General features: G+C 40.6%; 19 protein-coding genes. 5 read left to right on the top strand and 14 right to left on the bottom strand.

Annotated elements, in window-relative coordinates:
* The first annotated feature begins 149 nt into the window (after window positions 1-149).
* Both HU147_RS10260 and HU147_RS10255 read left to right on the top strand, forming a co-directional pair.
* On the top strand, window positions 150-1,199 hold the full coding sequence (locus tag HU147_RS10260; protein WP_317985511.1) for an aromatic acid exporter family protein: 1,050 nt from the start codon (window positions 150-152) through the stop codon (window positions 1,197-1,199).
* 590 nt (window positions 1,200-1,789) lie between these two features.
* Window positions 1,790-2,719 (top strand): DNA/RNA non-specific endonuclease, encoded by a 930-nt coding sequence (locus HU147_RS10255; RefSeq protein WP_440137297.1) that lies wholly within the window; start codon window positions 1,790-1,792, stop codon window positions 2,717-2,719.
* A gap of 102 nt (window positions 2,720-2,821) precedes the next feature.
* Here the strand turns inward: HU147_RS10255 and HU147_RS10250 are convergent, their stop codons facing one another.
* On the bottom strand, window positions 2,822-3,607 hold the full coding sequence (locus HU147_RS10250; protein WP_224076136.1) for a hypothetical protein: 786 nt from the start codon (window positions 3,605-3,607) through the stop codon (window positions 2,822-2,824).
* Window positions 3,608-3,710: 103 nt separating this feature from the next.
* A complete protein-coding gene (locus tag HU147_RS10245; RefSeq protein WP_224076135.1) occupies window positions 3,711-4,076 on the bottom strand; it encodes a hypothetical protein in 366 nt (121 codons plus the stop codon).
* A 62-nt stretch (window positions 4,077-4,138) separates the two neighbouring features.
* On the opposite strand from HU147_RS10245, the gene HU147_RS10240 reads away from it, so the two are divergent.
* Both HU147_RS10240 and HU147_RS10235 read left to right on the top strand, forming a co-directional pair.
* Entirely contained in the window at window positions 4,139-5,131 is a 993-nt protein-coding gene (locus HU147_RS10240) for an MsnO8 family LLM class oxidoreductase (RefSeq protein ID WP_224076134.1), read from the top strand.
* 363 nt (window positions 5,132-5,494) lie between these two features.
* Entirely contained in the window at window positions 5,495-5,950 is a 456-nt protein-coding gene (locus HU147_RS10235; protein WP_224076133.1) for a hypothetical protein, read from the top strand.
* A 217-nt stretch (window positions 5,951-6,167) separates the two neighbouring features.
* Here the strand turns inward: HU147_RS10235 and HU147_RS10230 are convergent, their stop codons facing one another.
* The gene (locus tag HU147_RS10230) at window positions 6,168-8,438 is read right to left on the bottom strand and encodes an ATP-binding cassette domain-containing protein (RefSeq protein WP_224076132.1); all 2,271 of its coding nucleotides are present in this window, start codon (window positions 8,436-8,438) and stop codon (window positions 6,168-6,170) included.
* Window positions 8,439-8,895: 457 nt separating this feature from the next.
* Window positions 8,896-9,462 carry a DUF4126 domain-containing protein gene (locus HU147_RS10225; RefSeq protein WP_224076131.1) on the bottom strand — a complete coding sequence of 189 codons (567 nt, stop codon included), beginning with the start codon at window positions 9,460-9,462 and terminating at the stop codon, window positions 8,896-8,898.
* 284 nt (window positions 9,463-9,746) lie between these two features.
* Between HU147_RS10225 and yfkAB the strand changes: the two genes are divergently transcribed.
* Window positions 9,747-10,877 carry a radical SAM/CxCxxxxC motif protein YfkAB gene (gene yfkAB, locus HU147_RS10220; RefSeq protein ID WP_224076130.1) on the top strand — a complete coding sequence of 377 codons (1,131 nt, stop codon included), beginning with the start codon at window positions 9,747-9,749 and terminating at the stop codon, window positions 10,875-10,877.
* A gap of 74 nt (window positions 10,878-10,951) precedes the next feature.
* On the opposite strand, the gene HU147_RS10215 is transcribed toward yfkAB, so the two are convergent.
* The 10 genes from HU147_RS10215 to HU147_RS10170 form a co-directional block, all read right to left on the bottom strand.
* Entirely contained in the window at window positions 10,952-11,230 is a 279-nt protein-coding gene (locus tag HU147_RS10215; RefSeq protein WP_224076129.1) for a hypothetical protein, read from the bottom strand.
* A 394-nt stretch (window positions 11,231-11,624) separates the two neighbouring features.
* Window positions 11,625-13,631, bottom strand: coding sequence for a nuclease-related domain-containing DEAD/DEAH box helicase (locus HU147_RS10210; RefSeq protein ID WP_224076128.1), 2,007 nt, complete (start codon window positions 13,629-13,631; stop codon window positions 11,625-11,627).
* A 143-nt stretch (window positions 13,632-13,774) separates the two neighbouring features.
* The gene (locus tag HU147_RS10205) at window positions 13,775-14,905 is read right to left on the bottom strand and encodes a DUF2325 domain-containing protein (RefSeq protein WP_224076127.1); all 1,131 of its coding nucleotides are present in this window, start codon (window positions 14,903-14,905) and stop codon (window positions 13,775-13,777) included.
* 295 nt (window positions 14,906-15,200) lie between these two features.
* On the bottom strand, window positions 15,201-17,810 hold the full coding sequence (locus HU147_RS10200) for a DEAD/DEAH box helicase (RefSeq protein ID WP_224076126.1): 2,610 nt from the start codon (window positions 17,808-17,810) through the stop codon (window positions 15,201-15,203).
* The gene (locus HU147_RS10195) at window positions 17,764-19,017 is read right to left on the bottom strand and encodes a hypothetical protein (protein WP_224076125.1); all 1,254 of its coding nucleotides are present in this window, start codon (window positions 19,015-19,017) and stop codon (window positions 17,764-17,766) included. The genes HU147_RS10200 and HU147_RS10195 overlap by 47 nt, the downstream gene beginning before the upstream one ends.
* Entirely contained in the window at window positions 19,014-19,652 is a 639-nt protein-coding gene (locus tag HU147_RS10190; RefSeq protein WP_224076124.1) for an OmpA/MotB family protein, read from the bottom strand. Before HU147_RS10190 ends, HU147_RS10195 begins: the two co-directional genes overlap by 4 nt.
* 29 nt (window positions 19,653-19,681) lie before the next feature.
* A complete protein-coding gene (locus tag HU147_RS10185) occupies window positions 19,682-21,718 on the bottom strand; it encodes a MotA/TolQ/ExbB proton channel family protein (RefSeq protein WP_224076123.1) in 2,037 nt (678 codons plus the stop codon).
* Window positions 21,719-21,992: 274 nt separating this feature from the next.
* Complete coding sequence (locus HU147_RS10180) at window positions 21,993-22,178, bottom strand: hypothetical protein (protein WP_224076122.1); 186 nt, start codon at window positions 22,176-22,178, stop codon at window positions 21,993-21,995.
* Between the two features lie 141 nt (window positions 22,179-22,319).
* Complete coding sequence (locus tag HU147_RS10175) at window positions 22,320-23,261, bottom strand: retron St85 family RNA-directed DNA polymerase (RefSeq protein WP_224076121.1); 942 nt, start codon at window positions 23,259-23,261, stop codon at window positions 22,320-22,322.
* Between the two features lie 359 nt (window positions 23,262-23,620).
* Window positions 23,621-25,492: a PD-(D/E)XK nuclease family protein gene (locus HU147_RS10170; protein WP_224076120.1), complete on the bottom strand. Its 1,872-nt coding sequence runs from the start codon at window positions 25,490-25,492 to the stop codon at window positions 23,621-23,623.
* Window positions 25,493-25,566: the final 74 nt, after the last annotated feature.

The raw sequence follows: 25,566 nt of genomic DNA, 5'->3' as shown, positions 1-25,566 counted from the left end.
CTGTCCACCTGATTCTCCACCCACTCAAATTCCCGGTACGTCTAGATTTCAGTGGCTCCATCACCAGAATTGCCATGGAATCCAGTTAGAAATGAATGATATACTAAAATACGGTAAAAATACTCCATAAAAGAAAGGATGGTTAACAGATGATGCGATCCTTTCATTTCAATGGCAGCCGGATTTTAAAAACCGGGATAGCGATCTTTTTAACAGCCATTATTTGCGAATGGTTCGGCTGGCCGCCTGTCTTTGCGGTCATCACGGCCATTGTGACGGTTGAGCCGACCGTCAGCGATTCGATCAAAAAAGGACTTGTCCGGTTCCCGGCATCTGCGATCGGTTCTGCGTTCGCCGTTCTCTTCATTACCTTCTTCGGGAATTCCCCGATCACCTATACACTCGCCGCGATTGCCACGATTGCCATCTGTTATCGACTCAATCTGCACGCGGGCTTGCTCGTCGCGACATTGACTTCTGTCGCGATGGTTGAAGTCATCCACGATCATTTCCTGATTGCGTTCTTCATCCGCTTAGGCACAACGACAATTGGGCTGCTCGTTTCTACCGCTGTCAACATGTTCGTGTTCCCGCCGAATTACCGGGCCGATATTCTAAACAGCATCCAAAGCATCAGCGAACGTGCAGGCAAATTGTTGGAACACACATTCCATACGATTCTCTTTGAAGGAGATGCGGATCTTCAGGAAGACCGGGAAATTGTTAAAGGGCTGACAACGGAAATCAAAAAGACGGAGAAATTGATTCATTACCAGCGGGATGATTTCAGCTTATACCCGTGGGTTCGCAACCGTGAAGCCGAGCTTCAGATGGCCGAAAGGCAATTGCTCTTTCTGCATAACCTCGAGTTCCATTTGGATGCTTTGCTTCGGATCCCGCTGGATGATTTGGAGTGGACACCCGCTGAGCGCAATACCATTATGCAGGCCGTTGCGGAACTTGCGGACGACTTGCAGCATTCCCTCGACTACGACCATGAAAAGCATCAGCACCAATTAAAACGGATTACCAACCTGTTTTGGGAGAACAGCAAAGGCGTCACGGCAAGCGATGCGGTGGAGCCTACCCTATTCCCGCCGGAGTTCACGATTCTTTACGAGCTCATCACGATCTACGATTTAGTGGATAAGTTTTTTGATCCGAACAGCGTGAAGGCTGTGCTGGAAGCGGAAAAATAATTGGATCACTCGAATGCGATCGAGTTCGAACATACCCGATAAATGTTTGTTTCCTATTCATGAAGAAATCCGCTCTATTCAACAATAGAGCGGATTTCTTAGCGTTTATTAGATAAAGGGAATTTCATTTCAATAAATAAATCCAAATAATTCCATACAAAAACTTACCACCCCCTAGTATTTCCCTTCCTAATCATGTTATAGTCAACTTTGGAAAATAGTCATATAGATCTAGTTAGAAATTAGGGGGAAAATACGAAATGAGCAATTTATTTTTAGTCTTATTGCTGCTTGCCTTGCTCGCTTTTGCTGCAAGCATCGTTATGTTATTGGTTAGTGCCTTGTTCAAAAAAGGGCTGACGGTTAAGCAAAATGCTCTGGCGGCGGGTGCTTCATTTATTGTAATCATTGGCTCTTTTGTCGGTTTTGGAATGACAGCAGAAGAAGTTGAAACTGCAGCCGATGTCGAAAGTGAACAGATGGAAGCGCAGAAAGAAAAAGCGGCCGAGGAAAAAGCCGAAGAACAATGGATTGCTCAGGAAGAAACTAAAAAACAGGCGGCGCTGGAAAAGGAAAAAGAAGAAGCGCGTCTGGCAGCAGAGAAAGAAAGCCAAGAAAAAGCAAAGGCTGAAGAGCTGGCAAAAGTGAAAGCAGCCGAAGAAAAAGCGAAAGCCGAGAAGCTTTCGAAAGAGAAAGCAGCACAGGAACTAGCAGCTAAAGAAAAAGCAGCTGCAGAAGCCGCGGCCAAACAAAAGACTGATTTGTTCGCAGGATACCAACTGGTCGAAGTGGATGGCGGAGATTTGTCCGGATACCGCGAACCTAAAATCGTTGTCGACATCGGGTTTGGGGACCGGGAATATTGGGCCTTCACGAATGAGCACGGGCAACTGGAACGCGTCGTTGCTGCCGAAATCATTCTACAGGATGATGATAGCGAACCTGTAACATCGGCTGGCAGATATTATTCGGATGAGGCGAAGGTTCCAGGTGTCGAAAGTGACATATTAGACGAAGGGCATGTCATTGCGGATTCTCTTGGCGGGGTATCGAATGCCTACAATATCACCCCGCAAGAAAGCACGCTCAACCGCCATGGTGACCAAGCTTATATGGAAGACGTCATCCGCGATGCAGGCGGAGCGACGAATTTTGAAGCCGTCATCACTTACCCGGATACGGACACACAGATTCCTTCAAGCTACCAGTACACGTATACGGTAGCGGGCAACGAAGTCGTTGATACATTCGACAATGTGAACCCGGATGAAGTCAATGCATCACTCGGCTTAACCGATAGTGAACCTGCTGATTCAAGCACTGCAGCCGCTGAGAGTGCCCCTGTGGAGTCAGCTCCTGCAAACACAGGCGGAGATGTTTCCAGCGTGGACACAAACGGCAACGGACAAGTGACAATCAAAGAAGCAAAAGATGCTGGTTTCAGCATGCCAATCATGAGCGACCATTGGTTATACCCGTACATGCGGGATAATGATCATGACGGCATGGTCGGCGAGTAAGCCTTAAACACGAATACACAGATAGCCAAAAGAAATCCGCCCTCATGTTGAAGAGGGCGGATTTTTTATATAGATAGAATGTTGTTTGACCTGACAGTTTTTTTACTCGGCATCCCGGTACCGGAACAAAGATTCATAAGAACGAACCCGTTTATCGGTTTCAAAGGAAGTTCGGCTCCAGATGCTCTCGAGATCAGATGATTCTTCCGTCTCGATCAGCTTCAATTCCCCTGCTTCCAGCGTCATGATATCCGATTCGATGACTTTCAATTCTTTTTCTTCGGAGTCCAGTGCCCGAATCCGCACCTGGACCTCTTTTTGTGTATCCAAATTGTTTTTGAGGAAAAATGCGTTTTTGTACGTTTCGTTAGTGCAATTATTCGTGGAAGTCCGGAAGCATTCTTTTTCAGAACTCATAAACACGACGGTGATTTCCTCATCGGCTTGCTGCTCCTCGGACAAGGCTAAAGCATTCTCGACTTTGTTGATATAGGATGCTTTCTCTGCCAATGGATACACCCATATGGTGAAAAACAGGATGGTCCCACAGAGCACCGCTGTGACAACCCATGCCACTTTCGGGTTATGGAACGACTTGGGCGCCCCTTTGAAAAGAATGCTTGTGATTACGTTGATGATTGAAACAACTAGCAGAAACGCCAGCGAAACCACGATGGCCACTTTGCTTTCAAATCCATTTTGGAAAAAAGAAAGCTGATATGTATCGGAAAAATAATAGTTTAAACCCGCACTGATCAGGATCAATGCCAAAAGAACGGCCAGCGGTTTTTTCCAGCGCGGTTTCCCGGTTTTCGAACTCATGCTGGACCAGAGAAACCAGGCATACGGTAGAAAAAAGATTAAGATGACAAGTGCAACGGTACCCATTGGATCATGCCTTTCGAAAAGAATAAGTGAAAGCTTTTTCTAGCTCGCTTTAATTATACGGAACACCTGCTGAAAAAGATTCAAAAGTTTCAAAGGCCCAATTTCACTTATCCCGGTTCGTCGTTTTGTACGTCTTCCCCTCACTGTCATACGTTATCCATTCCCCGACAGGATCGCCCTTTTCAAAATAGCCGGAGCGCTTAATCGTCCCGTCTGTCCGGTACCATTCCCAGTACCCTTCCGATTGGCTCTCGGTGATTTTGCCTTTTGACCAGATCGTTTTGCCGTTTGCGTGATACTTGATCGTCAAACCGTCAATTACTTCCTGCTTCTTGTCCTTCACGCCGTTCGCCCCTTCCATTTCTTCAGTCTTTCTTTCATCGTAGCGAGCTTTTGCAAGGTCCGCAAGGAAAGATTTGCGGTTGCCACTTAGCCTACCTACAGGTACAGGCAGATAGAGTGATTTCACAATGCCCGACTGCTATACTCCTTAATGTGCAAACTTGCAATATAAGGAAGGAAGTCATATAGATGAAGTTAAGTGTATTGGACCAAGCTCCTGTGACAACAGGAAACACGGCAGAAGCTGCCATGCAAAAAGCGGTAGAACTTGCGGTTCTTGCCGACAGTTTAGGCTACAGCCGGATGTGGATGGCAGAACACCACGGCTCCGGTGCCTTTTCCAGCTCAGCGCCTGAAGTCACTGCCGCGTACCTAAGCGCCAAAACGGAGAATATCCGGATCGGCACAGGCGGCGTGATGATGATGCATTATTCCCCGTTGAAACTGGCGGAAGTGTTCAAGACACTGAGTGCACTGGCACCTGGCCGCATCGATTTCGGCGTCGGACGCGCACCGGGCGGCGACCACAGTTCCATATATGCGTTGTCTGAAGGACGACGGGCGATGACGGATGACATGTACGGCAAATTCGACACCGCACTGAAACTGATCAACGACGAAGCACCGGAAGACAATCTGTACAATAAAACCATCGCTTCTCCGACCCATATCCAATTGCCGGAAGCCTGGCTGCTCGGCTCGAGCGGCAATAGCGCATTGGAAGCGGGAAGAATGGGTGTTGGCTATTCGTTTGCCCAGTTCTTCAACGGAGGCATGACAAAAGACATTTTGGATTCCTACCGGACAAATTTCGTCCCTTCCGCTTTTATGGAGAAACCTCAAATCTCGGTATCGTATTTGGTGACAACGGCTGAAACCGCCGAAGAAGCGGAATACGAAGCGTTGCCGCAGGACATTTCACGCCTCATGTTGATGAAAGGCCGCATCATGCCGCTCATGACACCGGAAGAAGCACAAAATTCCGCATTGACGGAAATGGACCGCATGCAAATCCAGGCAAGCCGCAACATCCATTTGGTCGGTTCCGCAAAAGACGTCGCCAATCAATTGCAGCAGGAGCAAATGCAATACGGCTTTGAAGAAGCCATGATTTGCAGCATCCCGCATTCCCAGGAAAAACGGCTGAATGTCTATCGGTTGCTGGCACGGGAGTTATTATAAAAGCGATTTATATGTTTGGATTTCTATGAGCAGTTAATCGCGTTCTATGGTCACTTTTCGGATTTCTATGAGCGGTAATCAGGATTCTATGATCACTTTTCGGAGTTCTATGAGCGGTAATCGGGATTCTATGATCATTCAACCTTTTTTCGCCTTGAAATCGTCTTCGATTTAATTTTGTTTCCCAGAGAATGACACGATTCCCAAAAATCAATTGTTTCTCTCCCTGTAAGTGAATTAAGGAACTAAGCATCAAGAAATGTAGAAAACTGGATACTGAAACAGTTGGAAATATTGTTCAATTTACAGCAGTGGGGTTTTGAATTATGATAGGACGAATAGCTTAGTTGAAGGAGTGGCAAAATGAACAAATCAGTAAAGCGACAAATGGACGAAATGCTCGAAGTCTTTAACAGTCTTCCGAATTGCAAGATTGAAACGAATGCAGAAGGCAAGATCTTGATTGCCAGCCACAACCCGGTTCCCTGGAGCGATTCCCTTGAAAAGTCAGACGCGGAATCGATGCACAAAATTGGGTCTATCGCGCCCCATAAAGCGTCCCTCGGCCTCTATATTGATTTCCCGCATAATCTTTTGGACGTTGACCGGGTCGAGGACGTCATCAATCCGGAAGGCACCTTGATGTATTATGAGCCAGGCACAAAGGCGTCAAATGTGAAAAGCTGGTGGAGATTCCGCTCAGACGAAAAGTTCGACAGCATCCATTTGGTTCTGCGGAAGATCGAGCTGGATATGTATGATTTCAAGCGAGAAGACTGGATTGGATTGATGGAAGAGATCACGGATGTTCATCAGTAATAAATAACATAGTTTCAAAAAAGACCTGTCATCCGAAAATAGAGTGACCCAATAAAATGAGACAAGGAAAAAACACCCCAGCATCGTATGTGGCAACAACGACAAGCTGGAGGTGTTTTTCTGTATGGTTTAAAAAAGATTCTATCCAGAAAGAGTTAAACAAGAATTCATTCGCATGAAACTTAGCGGATAGGCCGCATCACATAGAAGAACTCTTTCACCCCTCCATACCCTTCCTCAACCACTTCGCTGTCAATGTATCCGACTGCAGCATCTTTTCCGGTGTTCCTTCAAACAGGACTTCGCCTCCTTTTTTTCCACCGCCTGGACCCATTTCGATGACCCAGTCGCTCGCGGCGATAAAGTTCAGGTTGTGCTCAATGAGGATGACCGAATTCCCTTTGTCGACGAGTCCCTGGAAAACGTCTAATAGATGAGCATTATCCCTTGTGTGCAGACCCAATGACGGTTCATCCAGCAAATAGATCTGCCCTTCTTTTTTCAGGTGGCTGGCAAGTTTGAGGCGCTGCACTTCGCCTCCGCTGAGCGAACTTGTCGTCTGTCCGAGTGTCAGATAGCCCAACCCCACTTCCTTTAACGTATCCACTTTTTTGACGATTTTCGGCATTTTTAAATAATGATTGGTTTCATCGATCGACAGCTCTAAAATTTCTACGATATTTTTTCCTAAGTGGCGATGGGACAAGGCTTCGTCTGAATACCGTGTTCCTCTGCAGGCTTCACAGGTGACGGTCACGGGATCCGCAAACGCTACGTCCGGCGTTGTTACTCCTTTTCCTTCGCAGACCGGACAAGCTCCGATCGAATTAAAGCTGAACAATCCCACCGGCTGTCCTGTTTCTTTCGCCAGAATCGACCGGATGTCATCCATGATCCCCATATAGGTTGCAAGTGTCGAACGGCTGGACGTTCCGATGCTGCCCTGGCTCACCGAAATGGTTTCGGGATAGTTGTCCCTAAATGCGCCAAACAATAAAGAGCTCTTGCCGGAACCGGATACGCCGCATACCGAGACCAACACATTCTTCGGGATTTCAACACTTACATTTTTCAAGTTGTTGGCAGCGGCATTTTTGATCGAGAAGCTATTTTCTGCTCTTCGCGGATTTTTATTGATGGTGACTTTATGATCCAAATCGGTGATAGCAGAAGCTTTCTTCAATCCTTCCTGTGCGCCTTGATAGACCACTTCGCCACCGCCCACGCCCGCTCCCGGACCCAGTTCGATGATTTCATCCGCCGTTTTGATGACGGCTAAATTGTGTTCGATTACGACGACCGTATTATAATTGTCTCGTAAATCTTTCAGCATATGCGTCAGCTTGTTTATTTCCTCCGAATGAAGCCCGGCACTGGGTTCATCGAAAATATACGTAATATTATTCAAGCTGCTGCCCAGATGACGGGCAATTTTCACCCGCTGCGCTTCGCCGCCCGACAAAGTCCCCATTTTCCGCGCCAGGCTCAAATAGCCCAAGCCCAGGTCCACCAGCTGTTTGACATTCGGATAGGCCTGCTGCGCGATGGATGTGCCGACCGGATCTTTTATGTTCCCCAGTTCACCCAGCAGTTCCGTCAGTTCCAAACGGTCATATTGGGCGATGTTGAGTCCGTTGATCTTGCTTTCCAGCACTTTCGGATTCAATCCGGAACCTTCGCAGGTCGGACACGGGGTATTGGCCGTCACCGCCAGAACATCTTCCTGTGAAATGTTTTTCAGTTTCGTGAGGTCCCGGTTAATATACAGGCGAATAAACCTAGGAAGAATGCCGTCCCATTCGATGTCCCGATTGCCCACTTTGTAATAATATTTGCTAAATGCCCGCTCACCTTCCTTCGGACCATAAACGAGCAGATTGTATTTATCTTCCGGGTAATCTTGGATGGGAAGATCGGGGTCGAACAAGCCGCCGTCCACCATCCACCTCCCTTGCCAACTCGGCGGTGCCAGCGGCTTGAATCTCACCGCGCGGTCCCGGAGTGACTTCGAGTGGTCGATGAGTTTGTGGATATCCGGCGCTACGATTTCCCCGAACCCGCTGCATTCCGGGCATTTCCCGAAAGAACTGTCACTGGAAAACTCTGTAGCTGAGCCGATTGGCGGGCTGCCGATCCGTGAGAACAACAGCCGGATCAATGGATCAATGTCCGTATATGTGCCGACCGTCGAGCGCGAATTGCCTCGGACCGGTTTCTGTTCCACCACGACCACGGGACTCAAGTTTTGCATCAAATCGGCTTGCGGCCGTTCATACCTCGGCATCTGGTGCCGGATATAGAGCGGATAGTTCAACGTCATCTGCCTTCTGCTTTCGGTCGCCAAGGTATCAAATACGACCGAGCTTTTCCCCGAACCTGATAAGCCGGTAAAAACATTTATCTTTTCTTTCGGGATATTCAAATCAATATTCTTCAAATTATTTTCACGAAGCCCCCGCAAAATGATTTCATCTCTTTTATCTGCCATTTTGACAGCCTCCTTTTTCAATCCGGCCAGGGTATTTCCCTGCTAATAAAAGGGTTCCCTGTTTTGGGCAGGCTCACACAAATGGGTATAAAAAAATCCGCTCTAGAGTTGAATAGACGGATTTCTGATTATGAGTTTCCCTGGGAGCTACATAATTCCCAATCAATTTATACAGATGAACATAAAGAAAAAACCACAACCGATATGTTGATGGATTCGGTGTGGTCACGTCTTAAGTATAAATTGTAGTGGATTGTCAAAATCGTTTAGGATTTTTTCTTTCCCAAGGACGCGATTGTTAAGGAGTGGCAAAGCGAACAAAATTTCTCGAAGCTTGATTTAAAGAAACTTCTTTCGTCCAATAGCAAACGGAGCAAGTCTCGAAAGAGTCCGAGGAACTTTCTTCTAAGGTCTCCTACGCCATAGGGCTCGGCACAATCACTTCGATAAACTGTTTTTAAACGGGGGGGCGATTTTTCTTCCGGCGCTTCCGCTTGTTATAAAGAGAGAAAATCAACAAAGGAATCAGCACCACAAAAACAATTGCCAGCACCGGAACGAGGAAAATGGCGATTGGCACTGTCGTTGCTGTTATATCTTCTACGGCGGCGACAGCGGGACTGAGAAGCGCGGTTTCGCTTACACCTTTAACACCCGTCACCGCAGCATGCGATGCTGAAGCCACTCCCCCGCCGCCGATGATCGCGATGCTCCATTCCAGCAGCGGATTCATATCTCCGATAAAGGACGCTGTCAGCAAAACACCGGCAATTGCCGCGATCGGCGTTGCGATCACTTTCATCATCGAACCGACCGCTGGAATATAATTCACAGCGATTTCAAAAATGGTGGCCGCTCCGAAAGCAACCAACGCAGGGGTGCTGCCGAGCCAGCTGAAACCTTCTGTCACCGTAATCCAGTCTACTCGTTCAAAAACACCTGTTATAAATAAAGGCGTAAAAATCCGGAATCCCACTGTTGCACTTAAAGCGAGGCCGATGCATATTGCAAGAATCATCTCCATAGAAGATTCGCTCCTTTCCAAGGACTTTTCACCATTATATACCAGCAGGGATCAGGTGCTCAAAGAATCGTTAACTGCATCCTCTGTTCCACACACTGTAAAAGAAAAATAAAGTAAAAATCGCTGGATATCATCGGAGCCGAAGAAAATGAGGTTTAGCCTCCTGCAGTTATTTTCCAGAAACGTTTAGGTTGATTGAACTAAGAGTTAAAAACGAGCCTTGCACAAGCAATTCGAAAAGCGCATACTTAATAGTCGAGAAAATTATTAGGAGTTCGGTATATATGGAAAACACTGCAACAACACTTACCAAGATCACACCCCAATATGATCCGTGGGAAGCGTATATGGATATCGAGGAACATGGGAAACTGACTTTATCCAGCATCGAATTTACCACGACCTATTTATGCAATATGCGCTGTGAACACTGCGCTGTCGGCTATATGCTGGCGCATAAAGATCCGGATGCGTTGCCGATCGAGCTGCTCCTTGCACGATTAGATGAAATCCCGCATTTGCGGACAATCAGTTTGACGGGCGGAGAGCCAATGTTTTCAAAAAAATCGGTCGCCAATTATGTATTGCCGCTATTAAAATACGCCCATGCACGCGGTGTCCGCACCCAGATGAATTCAAATTTGACGATGCCGCTTGACCGCTATATGGAAATCGCACCTTACTTGGATGTCCTGCACATTTCCCATAACTGGGGCACCATCGATGATTTCGTCGATGGCGGATTTGCTAATATGGAACGCAAACCTTCGAGGGAGCGGCGGGCCGAACAGTTCCAGCGCATGATTGACAACAGCCGGGCGCTGGCGGAGGCTGGCGTGATGGTATCGGCAGAAACGATGCTGAACAAACGGACATTGCCTCATTTGAAGAGCATCCACAAACAGATCGTGGAAGAAATGAAATGCGCACGCCACGAAGTACATCCGATGTACCCAAGCGATTTCGCCAGTCAATTGGAAGTGTTATCGCTGGATGAAACGAGAAAAGCGATTCATGACTTACTCGATGCGCGTGATGAAAATGTCTGGATGTTATTCGGCACTTTGCCGTTTTACCCGTGCAGCCAAAACGAAGAAGATATCAAATTGCTGAACCGCATTCACTCAAGCAAAAATGTCACGGTCCGCAATGACCCGGATGGCCGCTCCCGGTTAAACGTCAATATTTTCACCGGCGAAGTCATCGTCACTGATTTCGGCGATACCCCAGCGATGGGCAATATCCAGAACAATTCGTTGCCGGCGATGCTTGACCGCTGGCTGGAACGGCCGTTAGCGAAGACCATCGGCTGCCATTGCCCCGCAGCAAAATGTTTGGGACCAAATTTGTTAGTGAAAGACGCATATTACCCGGAAACCGATTTCACTGTCCAAAAATCTAAAATTACTATTTAATGTGAAAAGCCCGATTAGTGGAGAGTCCAACTGGATCGGGCTTTTTTATGGTTTCAACTTTGAATATCAAGTGATTATTTCCCTTGTTCAAGCACGTACGCATACACTTTTTCTTTATTAGTGATTTCAAACAGCAGTTCGGTAGGAATCTCTTTTGCGGCAAGTTTTTGCTGGCTGATCCTCAACGGAATCACTTCTTTTAAACTCTCCAGATTTCTGTATTTCAAAGCTTTTAAACCGAAGTTCATTTTCACTTTGTAGTTCTCTTCAATGTTTTTCACTTTCGTTTCGATTGCACTGATGATGTTGTCGTTGTCAGCAACAATCTCATCAAACTTGATATTCAGCAGCACAAGCTCCTGTTTGCCGTTGAACGCCTCTATCAGTTTACGGTAGTCCTTTATGACGGCCGCTTCTGGTGTTCTTTACAGGGACGCGATTTCAATATAATTTTGATTTTTTCTTATGTGTGATTTTATAATTTATACTGATGAAAAAATACACTCGTGATGTTGATGCAGCATGTGTGGGAATGTCTCGAGTATAGATTAGAGTGTATTGTCGAAATCGTTTTAGAATTATTTTTACACACATAAACGAATTTTAGAAGTTCATAAAGTTTTTTTAATAATTGGTGATATTTACCTTTCACTTTATCATTTACTAATATTAAATAGTGCACTATTCATAAAACTAATTAAAAGATCTCACCAGCTATATACTGATAAGATCTAGTATTCTGAAATATTAATCCATCGAATTAAAGTATTCTTCTAGTGTCATATCAGAATCTTCAGCAACACGTTCCCAATAATCTGATTCGCTCTCATAGTCTCCAGCAAATTCAATAAAATCCTCATTTGCAGATTCTTTTATTTCAATACTATGAAGATCCTTTATAGAATCGAAATTTGTTGTTTCTTCATCAAAGAAGTCTTTATTTGGTAGGGAATTTAAAGTAATATTAATTTCTTTTACAATTTCTCGATTCTCACTAAATAATTTTTTATATTTTGTGTCATGCTTATTTAAAAATATTAATCTGTTTTTTGAACGTGTAATACCAGTGTACATAATTTCTTCATCTACTAATTCTTCTTCTCCCAGTGGATTTTCTAAGAATAAAAATACATTTTCAGCCTCCCATCCTTTAAAACTATGAATAGTAGACATTTTTATAGTCCCCCTATTCATTCGAAACGCAAACTTCTCATTTTTTCGAACTTTTCTTATCTCGTCCTTAAATTGCCAACTGTCTTCTCCATACTTTGCAAGTAAATGATTGTAAGTTTCTAGCTTTTCAAAAGTCTTAGTTACATTTAGACCATATTGAATTCTGAAAATATTTTCAATCTCTCTTAATGTACTAATATGGCGTGCTAAAATAACGACGTCGTTATTCGGGATTTTATGCTTTCGTATATACTCTAAAATATATTCACAGTATCTTAAAATATCTCTAGAGCCATTTATATTCACTTCACTTATATCTCCAATATTAAAACTCAGTTCTTGCTGCATATTATATTCTAAACGTAAATATCTATTTTTTAGATATTTATCATAATAATTAATCGATAAATCATTGATTACTGTAGATAAACGATATGATTCATTTAATACTTTCCATTCTTTATCCTCTACAATCGTACTAATATTCTGTTCATCTAATATATTTCCATAAATATTCTGCTTTTCATCTCCAAATACTACTAATTCTCCATTTTCAGCAAGGAAGTATTTTTTAATTATTGTTTGCCATTCAAGATTGTAATCTTGAATCTCATCTATAAAGATTGATTGGTATTTTTGTGTCTCTACGCCATCAAATAAATTCGTATCATTGTATGCGATTGATTCGATTCCATACTCATTACTCATTATTCCAATGAAATTGTGATAATTGTCTATATGAAACATATCCCAAGAAAACTTTTCTCTAACTTGACTTAATTTATCTCGTATAAAGTTTCTTAAAGTTATATTGTAAGTCAATATTAAAACTCTACCTTTTGTTCTTATATGAGCATTAACAGCTCTTTTTGCTAAGACAAATGTTTTTCCTGAGCCAGCTACCCCTTTTATTTTAATTTCTTCTTTCCTGCTTTTAATTAATTTATTCTGGCTTTTGCTATATTTAATTTCCTGACCAAGTTCAAGCATATGAACTGAGGGAGCAAAAAGTAATTGAAATTCTTCGTAATATCTTAATGTAAATTCATTCGAGAGATTTCTTTTGAAATAACTTAATTCTTTAAATCTATCGGTATTTATCGAATCTTTTCCTAAAATATGAATTTTTTCATTATAAGATTTACATTCTATGCAAAACTCTAAAGATTCCTTTTCATTAAGTGAATCAAAGTAAACTGCAGTCTGAACGTATCCAAATTTCTTTGAATCATGAACGCTCTCTTCGACGAAGCCATTTATAAAAGAATATATATGATCCTTATAATCTTTTACTTGCTTAAGGGGTGACTTTATTCTTGCCTTATCGTTGCTTATTAATGACCATTTTTTATCCTTAATATTGTATAAGTTTAAATTCCAATCTTTTACTTCAATTAATAATATACCTTTTATTTTATGAAGAATAATAAAATCAGGCATACTGCCATTTAAAAAGGGTTGAAAAAAAACGGTATATTCATCATTTAATTTCTGTAATAGGGCAAGTAAATTTTCTTCACCTTGTGTGGGTCGTTGTCTTAATTTCCTAATGTTTTCTATTGTCGGTACTAAAATAGCCATTAATTAATTCTCCTCTTTTAATTTATTCTTGTTCGCCAAGTATGAAATTCTTTAATTCTTTTTGAGACCAAAATGACATTTTAAAAAGATTAAATACTAGTTTTTTAAAGTTTTATCTTCAAGTGAGGATAGGTCACATTGTTTTATTTAAATAAAATTTCTTCCTTCATAAATATTTGTTCTGCCAGATTTACATTATGAGTCGTCCCCTTATGTCTGGAAGGAATAAATGGAATCCCAAGCTCTTTTGCTTTATCCTTTACTGTCCACATCGCTCTATGAGAACAAGCTGAAGTAATTAAAATAACAGCGTCTGATTTTGCAACTAGAGAATTCAGTATGTCTACTGAATAGTCCCTGTCGGCCATCAATAATTTCCCGCCGCGTTTAGCTATAGGAGATTCATAGCTAGACTGGTCATGTTTATTCGAAACGATTAGAACTGTCTTGCCTTTTAAAGATCTTTTTATTTCTTCATTTTGGTTGCTAGATTTCACTTTTGTTTTTTTGTCCGACTTCACGGTAAGCTTTTTTTGAATTTGCTTTGATTTAATTTCATGCTTCCAAATTACTTTTCCTTTTTGCCAATCATTATTTTCAATAGCAATGTCTACAATATCTCCTGGGGCTAACTCATGCTTAAATGCATCTTTATCCGAGATATGAAAAACCGGGAAAATGTCGTCTTCACGAAAGATGCCATCTTTATTAGATTTACAAATCAGATTTGAAGAACTTTCTTCTACTAAGCAATAATTATGTTGTTTTCTGTTCTTTGGGGCCTCTTCTCCCATCTTTTCTTCAAGGGCATAAGCATACTTAGTATCTCCATTAGGCAAAACACCAATTGGATATACTCTAACCATATCTCCGTGTTCGATATCATTTTTTCGCACTACTTCTTCCGGAAGATAGGCTTTGATGCCGGATAATTCGCCTCCTACTAAAAGACGACTGAATTTGTAAACTGCTGATATTTCTTCCGCAAGATCATCGCCGCGGTTTTCTTCGTAATTTTTTATAGACCAATCCTGTTTCAAATATAGTCTTTGTAGATCGATTTCTTTTTCCGTTGAGCCATACATTGTTTCAAATTTTTCTTCTGGTAGAGATTCAAGAACCTCCGAAGTTTTTTTAAACATTTGAAGGACGAGTTGTATTAATTTTGCTTGTTCTATATATATTTGAACTTCAGTTTCATCACTATTTATTTTTAGTTTTTCCAACAACTTTATTTGTTCTGCCTTAATGTAATCAAAATATACTTCATGCATCTTCATACCCCCCTATATTACAAATAAATAGTTACTAATAACTAAAATCAGTATAGCACTTTATACTAAAAATTAACTATATATTACAAATAAATGTAATATATTCTCTCTAAAAGATTAAATATCCATTAACCCTTATCTATATTGGCCTTATTTTTACCCCGCTTTTCAAAGAACTCAATTTTGCCTAAGAGTATTTAGTACAATATTTTTCACCTCGGAAAACTTACAAAAAAATAAGCACATCCACTCTGAAAATCTTGAATGGAGGTGCTTACATGGAATTAACTTCAGTCTATTTTTGAATTTGTTGAAGCACTTGATTTTGAAATGATGCAGTATCAAATGGAATGATTACATTCTCGGCAAGTTCTGATTTTTCCAGAAGCAAATTATGCATAATTTCTTCTACCGTGCCATTCGGAAAGTTGCGTTTATCTTGTGTTATAAACTGATAAACATAGACATCTTTAGTCTGTCCAATCCGATAGGCTCTATCTGTGGCTTGATTTTCTACTGCCGGATTCCACCATCTCGTATAGTGAACAACATGATTTGCACTAGTTATAGTCAACCCCACTCCAGCTGCTTTTGGAGAAAGAATCATTATTCCGAACCCTGCTATACTATTAAATCCTTCTACGACGTCGGCACGGTTCTTTGTCATTCCGTCAATAATCGGTACATGAATTCCAAATTCCTTGGTTATTTCAGCTCTCAAGATGGATTGTACTTTTCTAAACTCTGTAAAAACCAGTACTTTTTCATCTTTCTTCTTTACTGTTTTCAATACCTTCATTAATTCGACGAGCTTCGGAGAATCTTCTAGTACCGGTTCTTCACTGAACAAGACTGCTGGGTGTGCATATATTTGTCTTAAATTCATAATTGCGTTTAAGACCATTCCTTGTTTTGAACGCAATGAAGATACAATCGCTTCAGAAAGTGCACTCTGTTTTTGCGATGCGTTCAAATATTTTGGTTCCAACAAATGCTTATCAGGCATCTTCCCTGATAACACTTCTTTTTTCGTACGGCGTAAATAATAAGGTTTTAATGTTTCCATTAACAGCTCGTCATTCCGATTTTTTATAAACTGTTTTCTGAAATCCGCAAGAGATTCCATTGCTCCAGGTTCAACAAAGTCCATGATAGACCATAATTCCTCAAGAGTGTTTTCTACCGGGGTGCCGGTCATTGCTAATCTGAAGTCTCCTTGCATGGCCCGAATGGCTCTTGATCTAGAAGTGCCATGGGATTTAACATTTTGGGCTTCGTCTGCAATTATGTTTTTATACTTAATCTGTCCAAACATAAGCTGATCTAATTTTAAAGTGTCGTAGCTAATAAATGTTATAGGCCGGCTCTTTAGGTATTCTACATCTTTTATCCGATGGCTTCCTAAGTGGATATAGATTTTATCGGCTAGCGATGGAGCAAACTTTTTGATTTCGTTTTTCCAGTTCTCGATAAGGGCTATAGGGAGAATGATAAGGGAAGGTGCGAGCCTGCCTTGCGATTCTTGATGGAGCAGAAAAGCAATAACCTGAAGCGTTTTGCCCAGCCCCATATCATCTGCCAATAATCCGCCTGTATTACTTTTTTCAAGGCTAGCTATCCAGCTATATCCTTCTCTTTGATAATCATAAAGAGATGCTTTCAGATTAGCAGGAACCGAAAAATCTTCATATGCCTTTTCAGAAGCAGCTGTCGTATCGAACTCAAGAGCCTGTTCGTTATCAAAAATATCAAGAGCCATTCGTTCTTTATCCGTTTTCTCTTCTTCGTTACCAAATCCTAAAGCTTTCTTTAGTTTACTGTCTGCGTATATGAATTCACGGTTAAGCTGGTAAAAACTCTTCTCCGGACTTTTTGTAATTTCATCCTTTAACGCTTGTTCATCAAATAGAATTTCTTCACCGGTTTCAGCATCAAACCACTGCAACTTTCCTTCCCGAACAATAGGGCGCGGTTTTTTTATGACTACAAACCCTTTTACTCTTTCCGAAAAAGCTTCAATATCAAAACTAAATTCATGGTCTGGGAACAGAGATTTCGGATTCTCAAAAAACTGAGGAATCTCATCTCCTTGCAATACATCATGAGATTTAATGATGGAAATGTCTTCGCGCAACTTTTTGCTGGTCGCAATACGTGTTCTTTTATCGCCATTGCGGATTGTCGAATTCTGCAGGTTATTGTTAAGGTGTTCTGTGATTTCCGCACTCTCTCCGATAATCTTTAATTTCATTAAATCCTGGCTAAGCATCTCAGGTTCAATCGAAATTTCCTCAATATACTCATAATTTTCCCGCTTTAAAAAATCATCAATTTCAAAATTATTTAATAGAGCAATTTTTTGTATCTTTGCCATCTTTTCATAGCCTGTAGAAAATGAAGAATCTTCAATTGCTTCGTGCAGTTGCCATACCTCTTTTGGCAGGTAGTGTGAATCGTTTATCGTTTCATAGAAAGGATACTCTATTTTCCCTTCGTACTGAATCAATTCATTTTTATCATTGTATAAATTCAAAGAAAAGACCGGGTCCCGTCCTGAATCTCCAACCATTTTCAAACTAGCTTTAACTTCTTTTAAGGATACAGGCAAGCCCATTCTTGTCAGAATGGGCTTAAAATCTTCTATAGCTATCAATTCATAATAGCGTTCAACTGGTAAGGAGAGACCTTCCATATATTCAGTCTCACTTAATTCTTCATAAGCTGCATATTGATCGAATCCTTCAAGCTTATAATATTTCCGGAAATCAGCGTCTGATAAAGGAACGCTAATCGGGTTAAGCTGCGCTTTAACTTTTTCAAAAAACTTAAAGCGGATGTTCCCATTCTCCACCTTATACTCACTGATTATCAAAGATTTTCTGCTTGCGAATAATTTCATTTTCATTCACTTCCCAACCTAGTCTTCTGCTTAGGAACCTATCAAAATTAGCTTGCCATCCTTGATTGTGTGTAAGCCACCCACCTGTTACTACCCATTCTTTTTCCATCAGCAAACTTCTTCGAACCACATGTCTTGAATAAGAATATCGATTAGATTGTGTATCATTTTCATGCATCGCAATACGCTGACCAAATTTCTGATTAAAGAAATCTTTATCATATACGTATACGGCACCGACCCCTAAAACTTCAATGATCACTACATCATAAAAGTACATTAGCATTGTTTTATCTTGGCTTAGTACAACTACTTTTTCTAATTTTGTTGAAAACTTTTCCCAATACTTAAAGCGTTCATGGTTCTGATTTAAGTTCCCGAAGAAGTTCTTAAGTTCTTTGGACATTACCCACCCATGAAAAGCGATTTTTTCTTTTTCGCCAACATCTGACCACTTCATCGGCTGGCGTACATACGTTCCAAGATTTTTGTAAATCACTTGGCTAATTTTTTGCAACTTAAAGACACTATTTGAACGAATGAAACCTCCGGCAAGTATTTGCTGTTTAACATTATCCGACTGATTCATCAGTTCAATAAACTTTTCCTGCTGGTCCTTATAAAACTCCTGAGTACCATTGGAAAACAACTCCAACAGGACACTATTGTAAAAACTATGGCTTTCCTTCAGCATTAGAAAATCGATTAAATCATTAAAATTTAACGATTTCTTCATTTCGCCTAATATAAAGTGCTGCTGCCGATTTTCAACTTTGACAAAGTCATCCCAAAAAATCTTTTTTTTCGAAGACCATCCTTGAGTTACTGCCGCTTTATTTTCTATATAGCTTTCCCGGACAATTTTCCAATTGCCTTCAAACCGATGATCGATATAACAAGCTTCCAACGCATAATCAAATAACCGCGGATCTTTTTTACTTCTTTGCAGCAACTTATCTTGAACAAGTTTCCACCTGTTCTTCGGTGAAATATGTTCCATCAAAAACGGAAACACTTTAAATTTTTTAGGATTCACCTTTTCAAACCACTCTTTAAACTCTCCGTACTTTTTATCAGCGTAATAGTAAATTAAACTTTTGAATTCATTTAATAGCGTCTGAAATTCAGCCGTATCATAATCCGTTCTCCGTCGATGCTTGATTTCGCGATTTACCCAGTCAGAAATATATACCGGCTTGTATACGAAATTCATTCTTCATTCACCAACTTTTGAATTTCTTCAATTCTTTCTTCCTCTTTTAAACGAAATAGGAATTCTACTCTTCGTGACTTTTCAGCATTGTAACTGCCATCTTCATTATTAATTGGAACCGTAAAACTTCTGCCATTAGAAGTCAAATAATTCTTCGATAACTCCTTGTATGGGAAATCTTTGAACCCATCCGAGTAAATCACCTCTACTACTGAAAATGCTCTGCTCTGAGATAAGTTCAAATTGTAAATATAAGGACCTTCTTTATCCGTGTGCCCTTCGACAATAATTGAGGAAATCTCATCTTTGAATTTGTCCTGCAAGATGATGCTGAAGTATTTCGGGACGAATGTGCTTAAAAACTTTTTCCCTTCTTTCGAAACTTCTGAGGAACCCGTATCATAGAGAATATTCCCTGGAAAACGGATAGCTCCCGTTTGGGCATCCACTTCAATATTCAAATTCGAACCCTTGAACTCTTCAGTTAAAGCTGCGATTATATCATTTTTCACATTAGTGACCGCATCGATTTGTTTTTGCTTTTCCAGCATATCTTCCCGGTAGTCCAAAATGACAATTGTCAATAGCAACGCAAATACCATAAGCATGGCACTCATCAAATCGGCATATGACATCCAGTAATTTGTTTCTTTTCTTTGCCTTCTCATACTTCTAATTCAACCTTATTTCTTAATTGCTCTACATAATCCGTTAAAATTTCAATAGAATCTCCGTAATTGTCCGAGATGATTTTAAAGTGCTGCACTGCTTCTTTTAATTCCTGGTCAAACTGTTGGAATGTCGTTTGTACACCAGATTCAATATTTGATTTAAACTCGCCTAATGAATTGGACAACTCATTTTTCACAGCTGCAAAGTTTTTAGCAGTCGAATCCCATTGCTCTTTGGAATATTTAATTTGCGATGTGGTTTCTTTTAAGTTCGTTTCAGTAAGTGACATGAAGTCCGTCATACGGCCGGCTAAATTTTGATTCCAACCTTCAAGCTGCGGAATCAATTCACTTTGTGCCTCTTTCATTTCCATGAAGGACTGAGCTAATCCCCCAAGTCCTGTGACGGTCTCTGTCAATGAAGAGCTCAAAGGAATTAATTCGGCAATTGCCGTTTTGGCTCTTTCCATAAAGTCAGCAGACTCTTTCGACACGCTCAACTGTAGTTCTGTTGATTTCACTAATTCATTGGACAAGCTTTCAAAACGGCGAGAAACGATGTCCGTTTTCTGTACCAAATCTTCTATCATCGTTTGCTGGACTTCACTCATTTTATTTCCAAAATCAACAAACTGATTCACCAGTTCATCCGACTTCAACATGAATTCCCGGTTCTGTTGATTCAAGTCGCCTTGCAATTCAACGTGTTGTATCATCATCCCTTGCATCAATCCTATATCAGCAGCCAGATTTGCGATTTGTTCCTGGGATTCCGCATAGTTTTTCTGTGTAGAATCCATCTGATCAGTAAGTGTAGAAAAGCTGGATACCATTTCATTTGTTCGAGTAAGCATTTCTACATTCGTGGTAGACGCATCTTTAATCTGGCCGACTACACCATCGATTGAACTAAACATTTCCTGTTGAGTAGTTTGTGAGTTTTTTAATAGTTTATTAAAGTCCTCTATAGTTTCACTTGTAGCTGACGTTATCTGTTCTATGAGTTTAGAAGATAATTCATCACCTTGTGTTTTGATAATATTGAGATGTTCTTTTGATGTTTCTGACTGAGCAATTAAATGACTCGTAATTTCTTTATTGCCGGCTTCTATTGTCTCAACAAAAGGTGTTATCTGCTCTGCTATTTTAGAAGTCAATTCATCACCCTGCGTTTTGATGACATCAAGATGCTCTTTCGACGTTTCTGACTGTGCAATTAAATGGTTGGTAATTTCTCTATTTCCGGTCTCAATCGTTTGGATAAATGGATTCATCGCTTTTTCTAGTGCATCGGTTAAGAGTGTTTTCATTTGTTCTGACTGCTGTTGCGTAATTTTTTCAAGACGATTCAAGAAAATTTCTTCATCATCTGCATTCAAGAAATAATGCAGTCTATCTATGTGCCAATCAATTTCTTTATTAGTTTTGGCAGAAATAGCTCTATCGACAAAAATCCATATCAGTGAGAGAACAACACCAAGCACCGAAGTATAAAATGCCGTTTTCATCCCTCCGATTAAGCCCGCAACCCCTTCCCTTAAAACTTCCGGATCAATAACATTCAGTCCGGAGAGGCCAATGGCCAACCCTATAAATGTCCCTAATACACCTAACGATACATGGAGACCTCCTCCATAATCCAGAATATGTCTACGCCCAAGCGTATCGTGCATTGCATCATATCCAAAGAAAGGTTCGACTCGGATTTTCTCATCAACTGCTTGGCCTTTTTTAATCCGCTTATAGTATTTGTCCCATTGCTGCTTGTAGAGGGATTTGTCAGAAGCTTCATTAAATACTTTATTAATTTCAAAATTAAGCGCTTCAATATTGGTTTGAGAATCCAATTCCCTAAGCCCTTTTTTCACTTTTATCATTGAACTGTAGTTATGCCGATTCATTAGTAGGTGTGCTATTATCAAGCCTCCAAATACAATCAACTGAAACGCCATAAATCCGTTCGTGAAAGGATCCAGACCTCTTTCAGATATATATTTGAAGAGGTCATCAAACCATCCAAAAATTATCATAAAAATTCCCCCGTCATTTATTTTTCATCTAATCATATCACCTATTATGGTGTTATATCTATACAACTTGTAAATTTTGTAACATGTAAATTATCAAAGTATTAGTATAGAATGCTTATTAAAAAATAAAAAATACTCCTGAGAAATGATCAGGAGTATTTTAGCTTTTGTTCTTTGAAACATTTAAGAAAAAATCTTTGTTAATTTTTCAGTAATGGACTTCATGGTCATTATTGATACTTCATGCATCACAATTTCTTATAGATTTCCTGTATTAAATAAAATCAGTAATATATAAAGCAAGCAGTGTCATAAGTGTGCTCATTGGAACTACTGTCCATTTGATAGCAGCCCATCTTTTTTCATTGTTCCATTTCCGTGTAATTCCCCCTACAAAAAGTAAAGTTGCCACTAACATCACTATCGAGGCAACTGTGCATAAAAGGATGGTTTTGATCATCTGTATACCCCCTTACTTAATGCAATCAAGTTGCCGTTACCAAACTTCAAAACCACAAACGAAAGCCACCTACATGGATATTAATTAATCCAAGCGATGACTGTTTCAACTTTACTGAATAAGCAGCTCTGCTGTAAGAATTTATATCTTTTCTTTACTGATTAGCATTGTTTCAAACGGATTTTTTGTATTTCCATAGAGTTTCTTAATGTACATAACCATGAGCGAATATGTTTTTTCATCTACCACATTTAAGTACGAAAGCCAGCCTACAATTTTCCGAAACAACGCCCGGTTTTCTTTTCGAGTAACCGACGTATTATTTTTATAATTGTAAATCATGCTTCGCAACTCACGGTATTTTTTTCTGCCCACTCTAACTTCCTGATCTTCATTAATCAAAAGTCCAGTCACTTTTCTTTGAATGCCTGGTTTAGTAATTCTTACTTTGCGAGTGTTCAACTGGTAACCTTCATCTTGAAGAATTTGTTTCACTACATATAAAGAACGTTGTATGGAGGCAAAATCATTTGAAGACAAAGTAATGTCGTCAGCATAACGAGTGTATACGATATTGTGTTTCTTACTATATCCAAAAATTCGGCTATCCATTCTAAAATTTACTGCATTCGATATGGAAGGTGATGTAATAGCTCCTTGAGGTAAGGTACCTTTTAATGTACAAAGTTCGGCATAGAATTTGGCTTCATACTTGTCTTCTATAAGATCCGTAAAGAGTTTATGGACTTGAGAAAACTTTATATGGTCAAAAAAGTTGGCTATATCGACATGCAAAAAGTACATATTATTGGCATGAGGAAGGACATTTGCTTTTAACGATTTCCCTTTTTGATAAGAGGTGCAGCATATATGTATAGGAACTTCATTTAGAAACTTTTCAACGATTGCTCTCTGATAATATCTAAGAGCTTTGCTCGGATTATGAATGGTACGTAACTTCCCATTCTTCATCCTAATGCTTATTGTCTGATAGTGCTTCTCTTTAAAATTTATAACATCTTTAAGAATAGGATATTTTGTTTTCAAATCTTTCGTAACCTTAGTGAAGACCAATTCCCCCATAAGAACCCCCGAGATACTTAAGTAATAAAACAGTCCATTCCTTCACAATTTGCGCAACGCAGTGAAGCACTCTGCGGATGCAGAACGGGTGAAGGCGTCAGCCTTCAGCAGCGTAAGCTGCGATCGTCAGATCAATATTGGTTTGTACTGTTATTCAGCAGCGAAACACTACTGGGAACCTAAAGGAATGGACTAATCGTATTATATCTTATTTCCTACTTAAAACAACAAATAATGTAAATTTTTATAAATTAATTCCCACACCACATATTAAATTTCCCATTAACTTTTAACCCTGAAGTATCTTTCACATTGGTAGCTATACTAAACTTGCATACTATTCTTCCTCCAAAAGCAATTTAATAACGAACAGAACTCTCCACAGCAATCCGCTCAATAACCCCAAGCAACTCCTGATGCTTCGGATGTTTGAAAAGCTTCGTCATTGCCTCAGCCACTTGATTCTCATCCTGCCAATCATTAATCACTTTTGTGTTGGTATAGAGCCGGGTATATTTAGCTGTTTTCAATTTAGATACCGGTTTAAAATTTACTCCGTATGCTTCCAGTTCCTCAATCAATGCTAAACGAGCATCACCGTGCAATGGACCGAGTTCCAGCACCAGCTTCAGTCGTCCATCACGTAAACGCTCAAACCAGAAAAGGAATGGCCCATTTTGCCACCACCAATTAATCCGTGTCGTGCCGAATCGCTGCTCCAGCTTTGTAAAAGTTGGAACAATGAACGAAGGATTTCTTTGATGATATTTTCTGCTCGCAGCGTCTATACTGTGTTCCTCGCAAAACTTTTGAAATGCTGAAGTTGGAAAAGGAAGAATTTTCCTGACAGGCGTTAACTCTTCTCGCTCACTTTCTACGATTTCTTCTGCTTCCGCCTTTTCTGACATCGACTCGACAGACAGGGCAATTTTCTGGAAGAGTTCATTAAGTTTCGGAGCATCGTATAATTCCAGCATGCTTTTCAGCACCTCCTGTTTGGATGCCCAATCTTTGACTTCTGTCCAGGCTGTGTAGATTCGCGTATATTTCTTTCCTTCCTGTTTTGCATTCTGTTGGAAATGGACACCATGCGCCTCGAGCATCGTCAGCAGTTGATACCGTTCTTCATATGGGATCGGACCAATTTCTACCGTAATTTTTAAACGCTCCCCCACCTGTCGCTCGAACCAGATGATAAAAGCTTGGCCAAGCCAATACGAGGAATCGGGTTTGCCCAGCGTTTCCTCAAAGTCGAACCAATCAGGCAAGACAAAGTTCGGGGAGCGGATATTGGCAGAATAAGCCTCTTCCGGTATTTCTGCTTCTTTAACAAATTCAAGAAACGCTTCCCGCAATACATTGCTGCCAATATTAAAGATGAAATCAATCGTCTTTTTCTTTGCTTCGTAAATTTTGCGAAGGGCTGTTTTCTCTGTTTCGTTTAAATTTCCGATTTGTTGATAAATGCCTTTATATATTGCCTGCTTTTTAAAGTTTTTATTTTGGCTCAGGAATAAAAGATCGATCGAACTTTTATTTCCTTCATATACTTCTAAAGCCAACTGTACAGCCACTTCATCGTGGACCAACTGCTCTTTTAAGACCTCCATATAAAACGACAGAAAGTCATAGATGGCATCTGCGGTCGTTTCTTTATTAAACTCAAGCTGCTGCTCGATAATTTCGAGCACATCTTCGTATCCAAGCAACAGATAATCATCTTTCGAAGGTTCTTCATTTGCAAGTGTCAAAAAAATCGGCAGGATGGTATAGCCAGCTTCTGAAAAACGAAGTTTCGCAAATTCCAAGTAATCCGCAAGTTGGCCATCTGACTCTCCTGCATGGAATTTATTTTCTATGACCAGCACCAATTTCTGCGACGGCACATGGACAAGCAAATCTATCGAACGGTTTGTGTGCGTCTTCACTTCTCGCGCCACTTCAGCATCATGGAATGAACTATGGAGAAACGATAAAAAGTCTATTCCCGCTCCTTTACCTTCGTTCTCGACACGAGTCACGAGCCGAGTCAGCAATTTCTTCAAGAAAAAACCGCCTAATTGATGCGTCTCTTTCGGGTCTAACAGCCATGCCAGGATATTTGAATGGCGAATCTCAAACTGATCAACCCGCAGCACTTTCAGCGGGTTGAATTGATGGAACTTCTGATGCAGCCGAGCAAATTCTTTAGAATGTTCGAGTTGCGAGATTGCTTCTAGTGAGTAAGTCATAATATGCTCCTTATCTTGCTCTTTCCAAGCGTTTTCTTTCTTTTCAGTTTATCATCAATTGGCAGTTTCTATCA

The sequence above is a fragment of the Planococcus chinensis genome (assembly GCF_020071995.1).
Taxonomy (GTDB): domain Bacteria; phylum Bacillota; class Bacilli; order Bacillales_A; family Planococcaceae; genus Planococcus; species Planococcus chinensis_A.
The sequence above is the reverse complement of the archived record's forward strand: the minus strand, read 5'-3'. Positions and strand labels throughout refer to the sequence as shown.

Bases quoted from the DNA above. Each gene is read 5' to 3' on its own strand.
- HU147_RS10240 (WP_224076134.1), top strand. From the start codon at position 4,139: ATGAAGTTAAGTGTATTGGACCAAGCTCCTGTGACAACAGGAAACACG.
- HU147_RS10225 (WP_224076131.1), bottom strand. From the start codon at position 9,462: ATGGAGATGATTCTTGCAATATGCATCGGCCTCGCTTTAAGTGCAACA.
- HU147_RS10195 (WP_224076125.1), bottom strand. From the start codon at position 19,017: ATGAATTTCGTATACAAGCCGGTATATATTTCTGACTGGGTAAATCGC.
- HU147_RS10190 (WP_224076124.1), bottom strand. From the start codon at position 19,652: ATGTCATATGCCGATTTGATGAGTGCCATGCTTATGGTATTTGCGTTG.
- HU147_RS10180 (WP_224076122.1), bottom strand. From the start codon at position 22,178: ATGATCAAAACCATCCTTTTATGCACAGTTGCCTCGATAGTGATGTTA.
- HU147_RS10170 (WP_224076120.1), bottom strand. From the start codon at position 25,492: ATGACTTACTCACTAGAAGCAATCTCGCAACTCGAACATTCTAAAGAA.
- HU147_RS10260 (WP_317985511.1), top strand. From the start codon at position 150: ATGATGCGATCCTTTCATTTCAATGGCAGCCGGATTTTAAAAACCGGG.
- HU147_RS10185 (WP_224076123.1), bottom strand. From the start codon at position 21,718: ATGATAATTTTTGGATGGTTTGATGACCTCTTCAAATATATATCTGAA.
- yfkAB (WP_224076130.1), top strand. From the start codon at position 9,747: ATGGAAAACACTGCAACAACACTTACCAAGATCACACCCCAATATGAT.
- HU147_RS10175 (WP_224076121.1), bottom strand. From the start codon at position 23,261: ATGGGGGAATTGGTCTTCACTAAGGTTACGAAAGATTTGAAAACAAAA.
- HU147_RS10200 (WP_224076126.1), bottom strand. From the start codon at position 17,810: ATGAAAATGAAATTATTCGCAAGCAGAAAATCTTTGATAATCAGTGAG.
- HU147_RS10205 (WP_224076127.1), bottom strand. From the start codon at position 14,905: ATGCATGAAGTATATTTTGATTACATTAAGGCAGAACAAATAAAGTTG.
- HU147_RS10230 (WP_224076132.1), bottom strand. From the start codon at position 8,438: ATGGCAGATAAAAGAGATGAAATCATTTTGCGGGGGCTTCGTGAAAAT.
- HU147_RS10210 (WP_224076128.1), bottom strand. From the start codon at position 13,631: ATGGCTATTTTAGTACCGACAATAGAAAACATTAGGAAATTAAGACAA.
- HU147_RS10250 (WP_224076136.1), bottom strand. From the start codon at position 3,607: ATGGGTACCGTTGCACTTGTCATCTTAATCTTTTTTCTACCGTATGCC.
- HU147_RS10235 (WP_224076133.1), top strand. From the start codon at position 5,495: ATGAACAAATCAGTAAAGCGACAAATGGACGAAATGCTCGAAGTCTTT.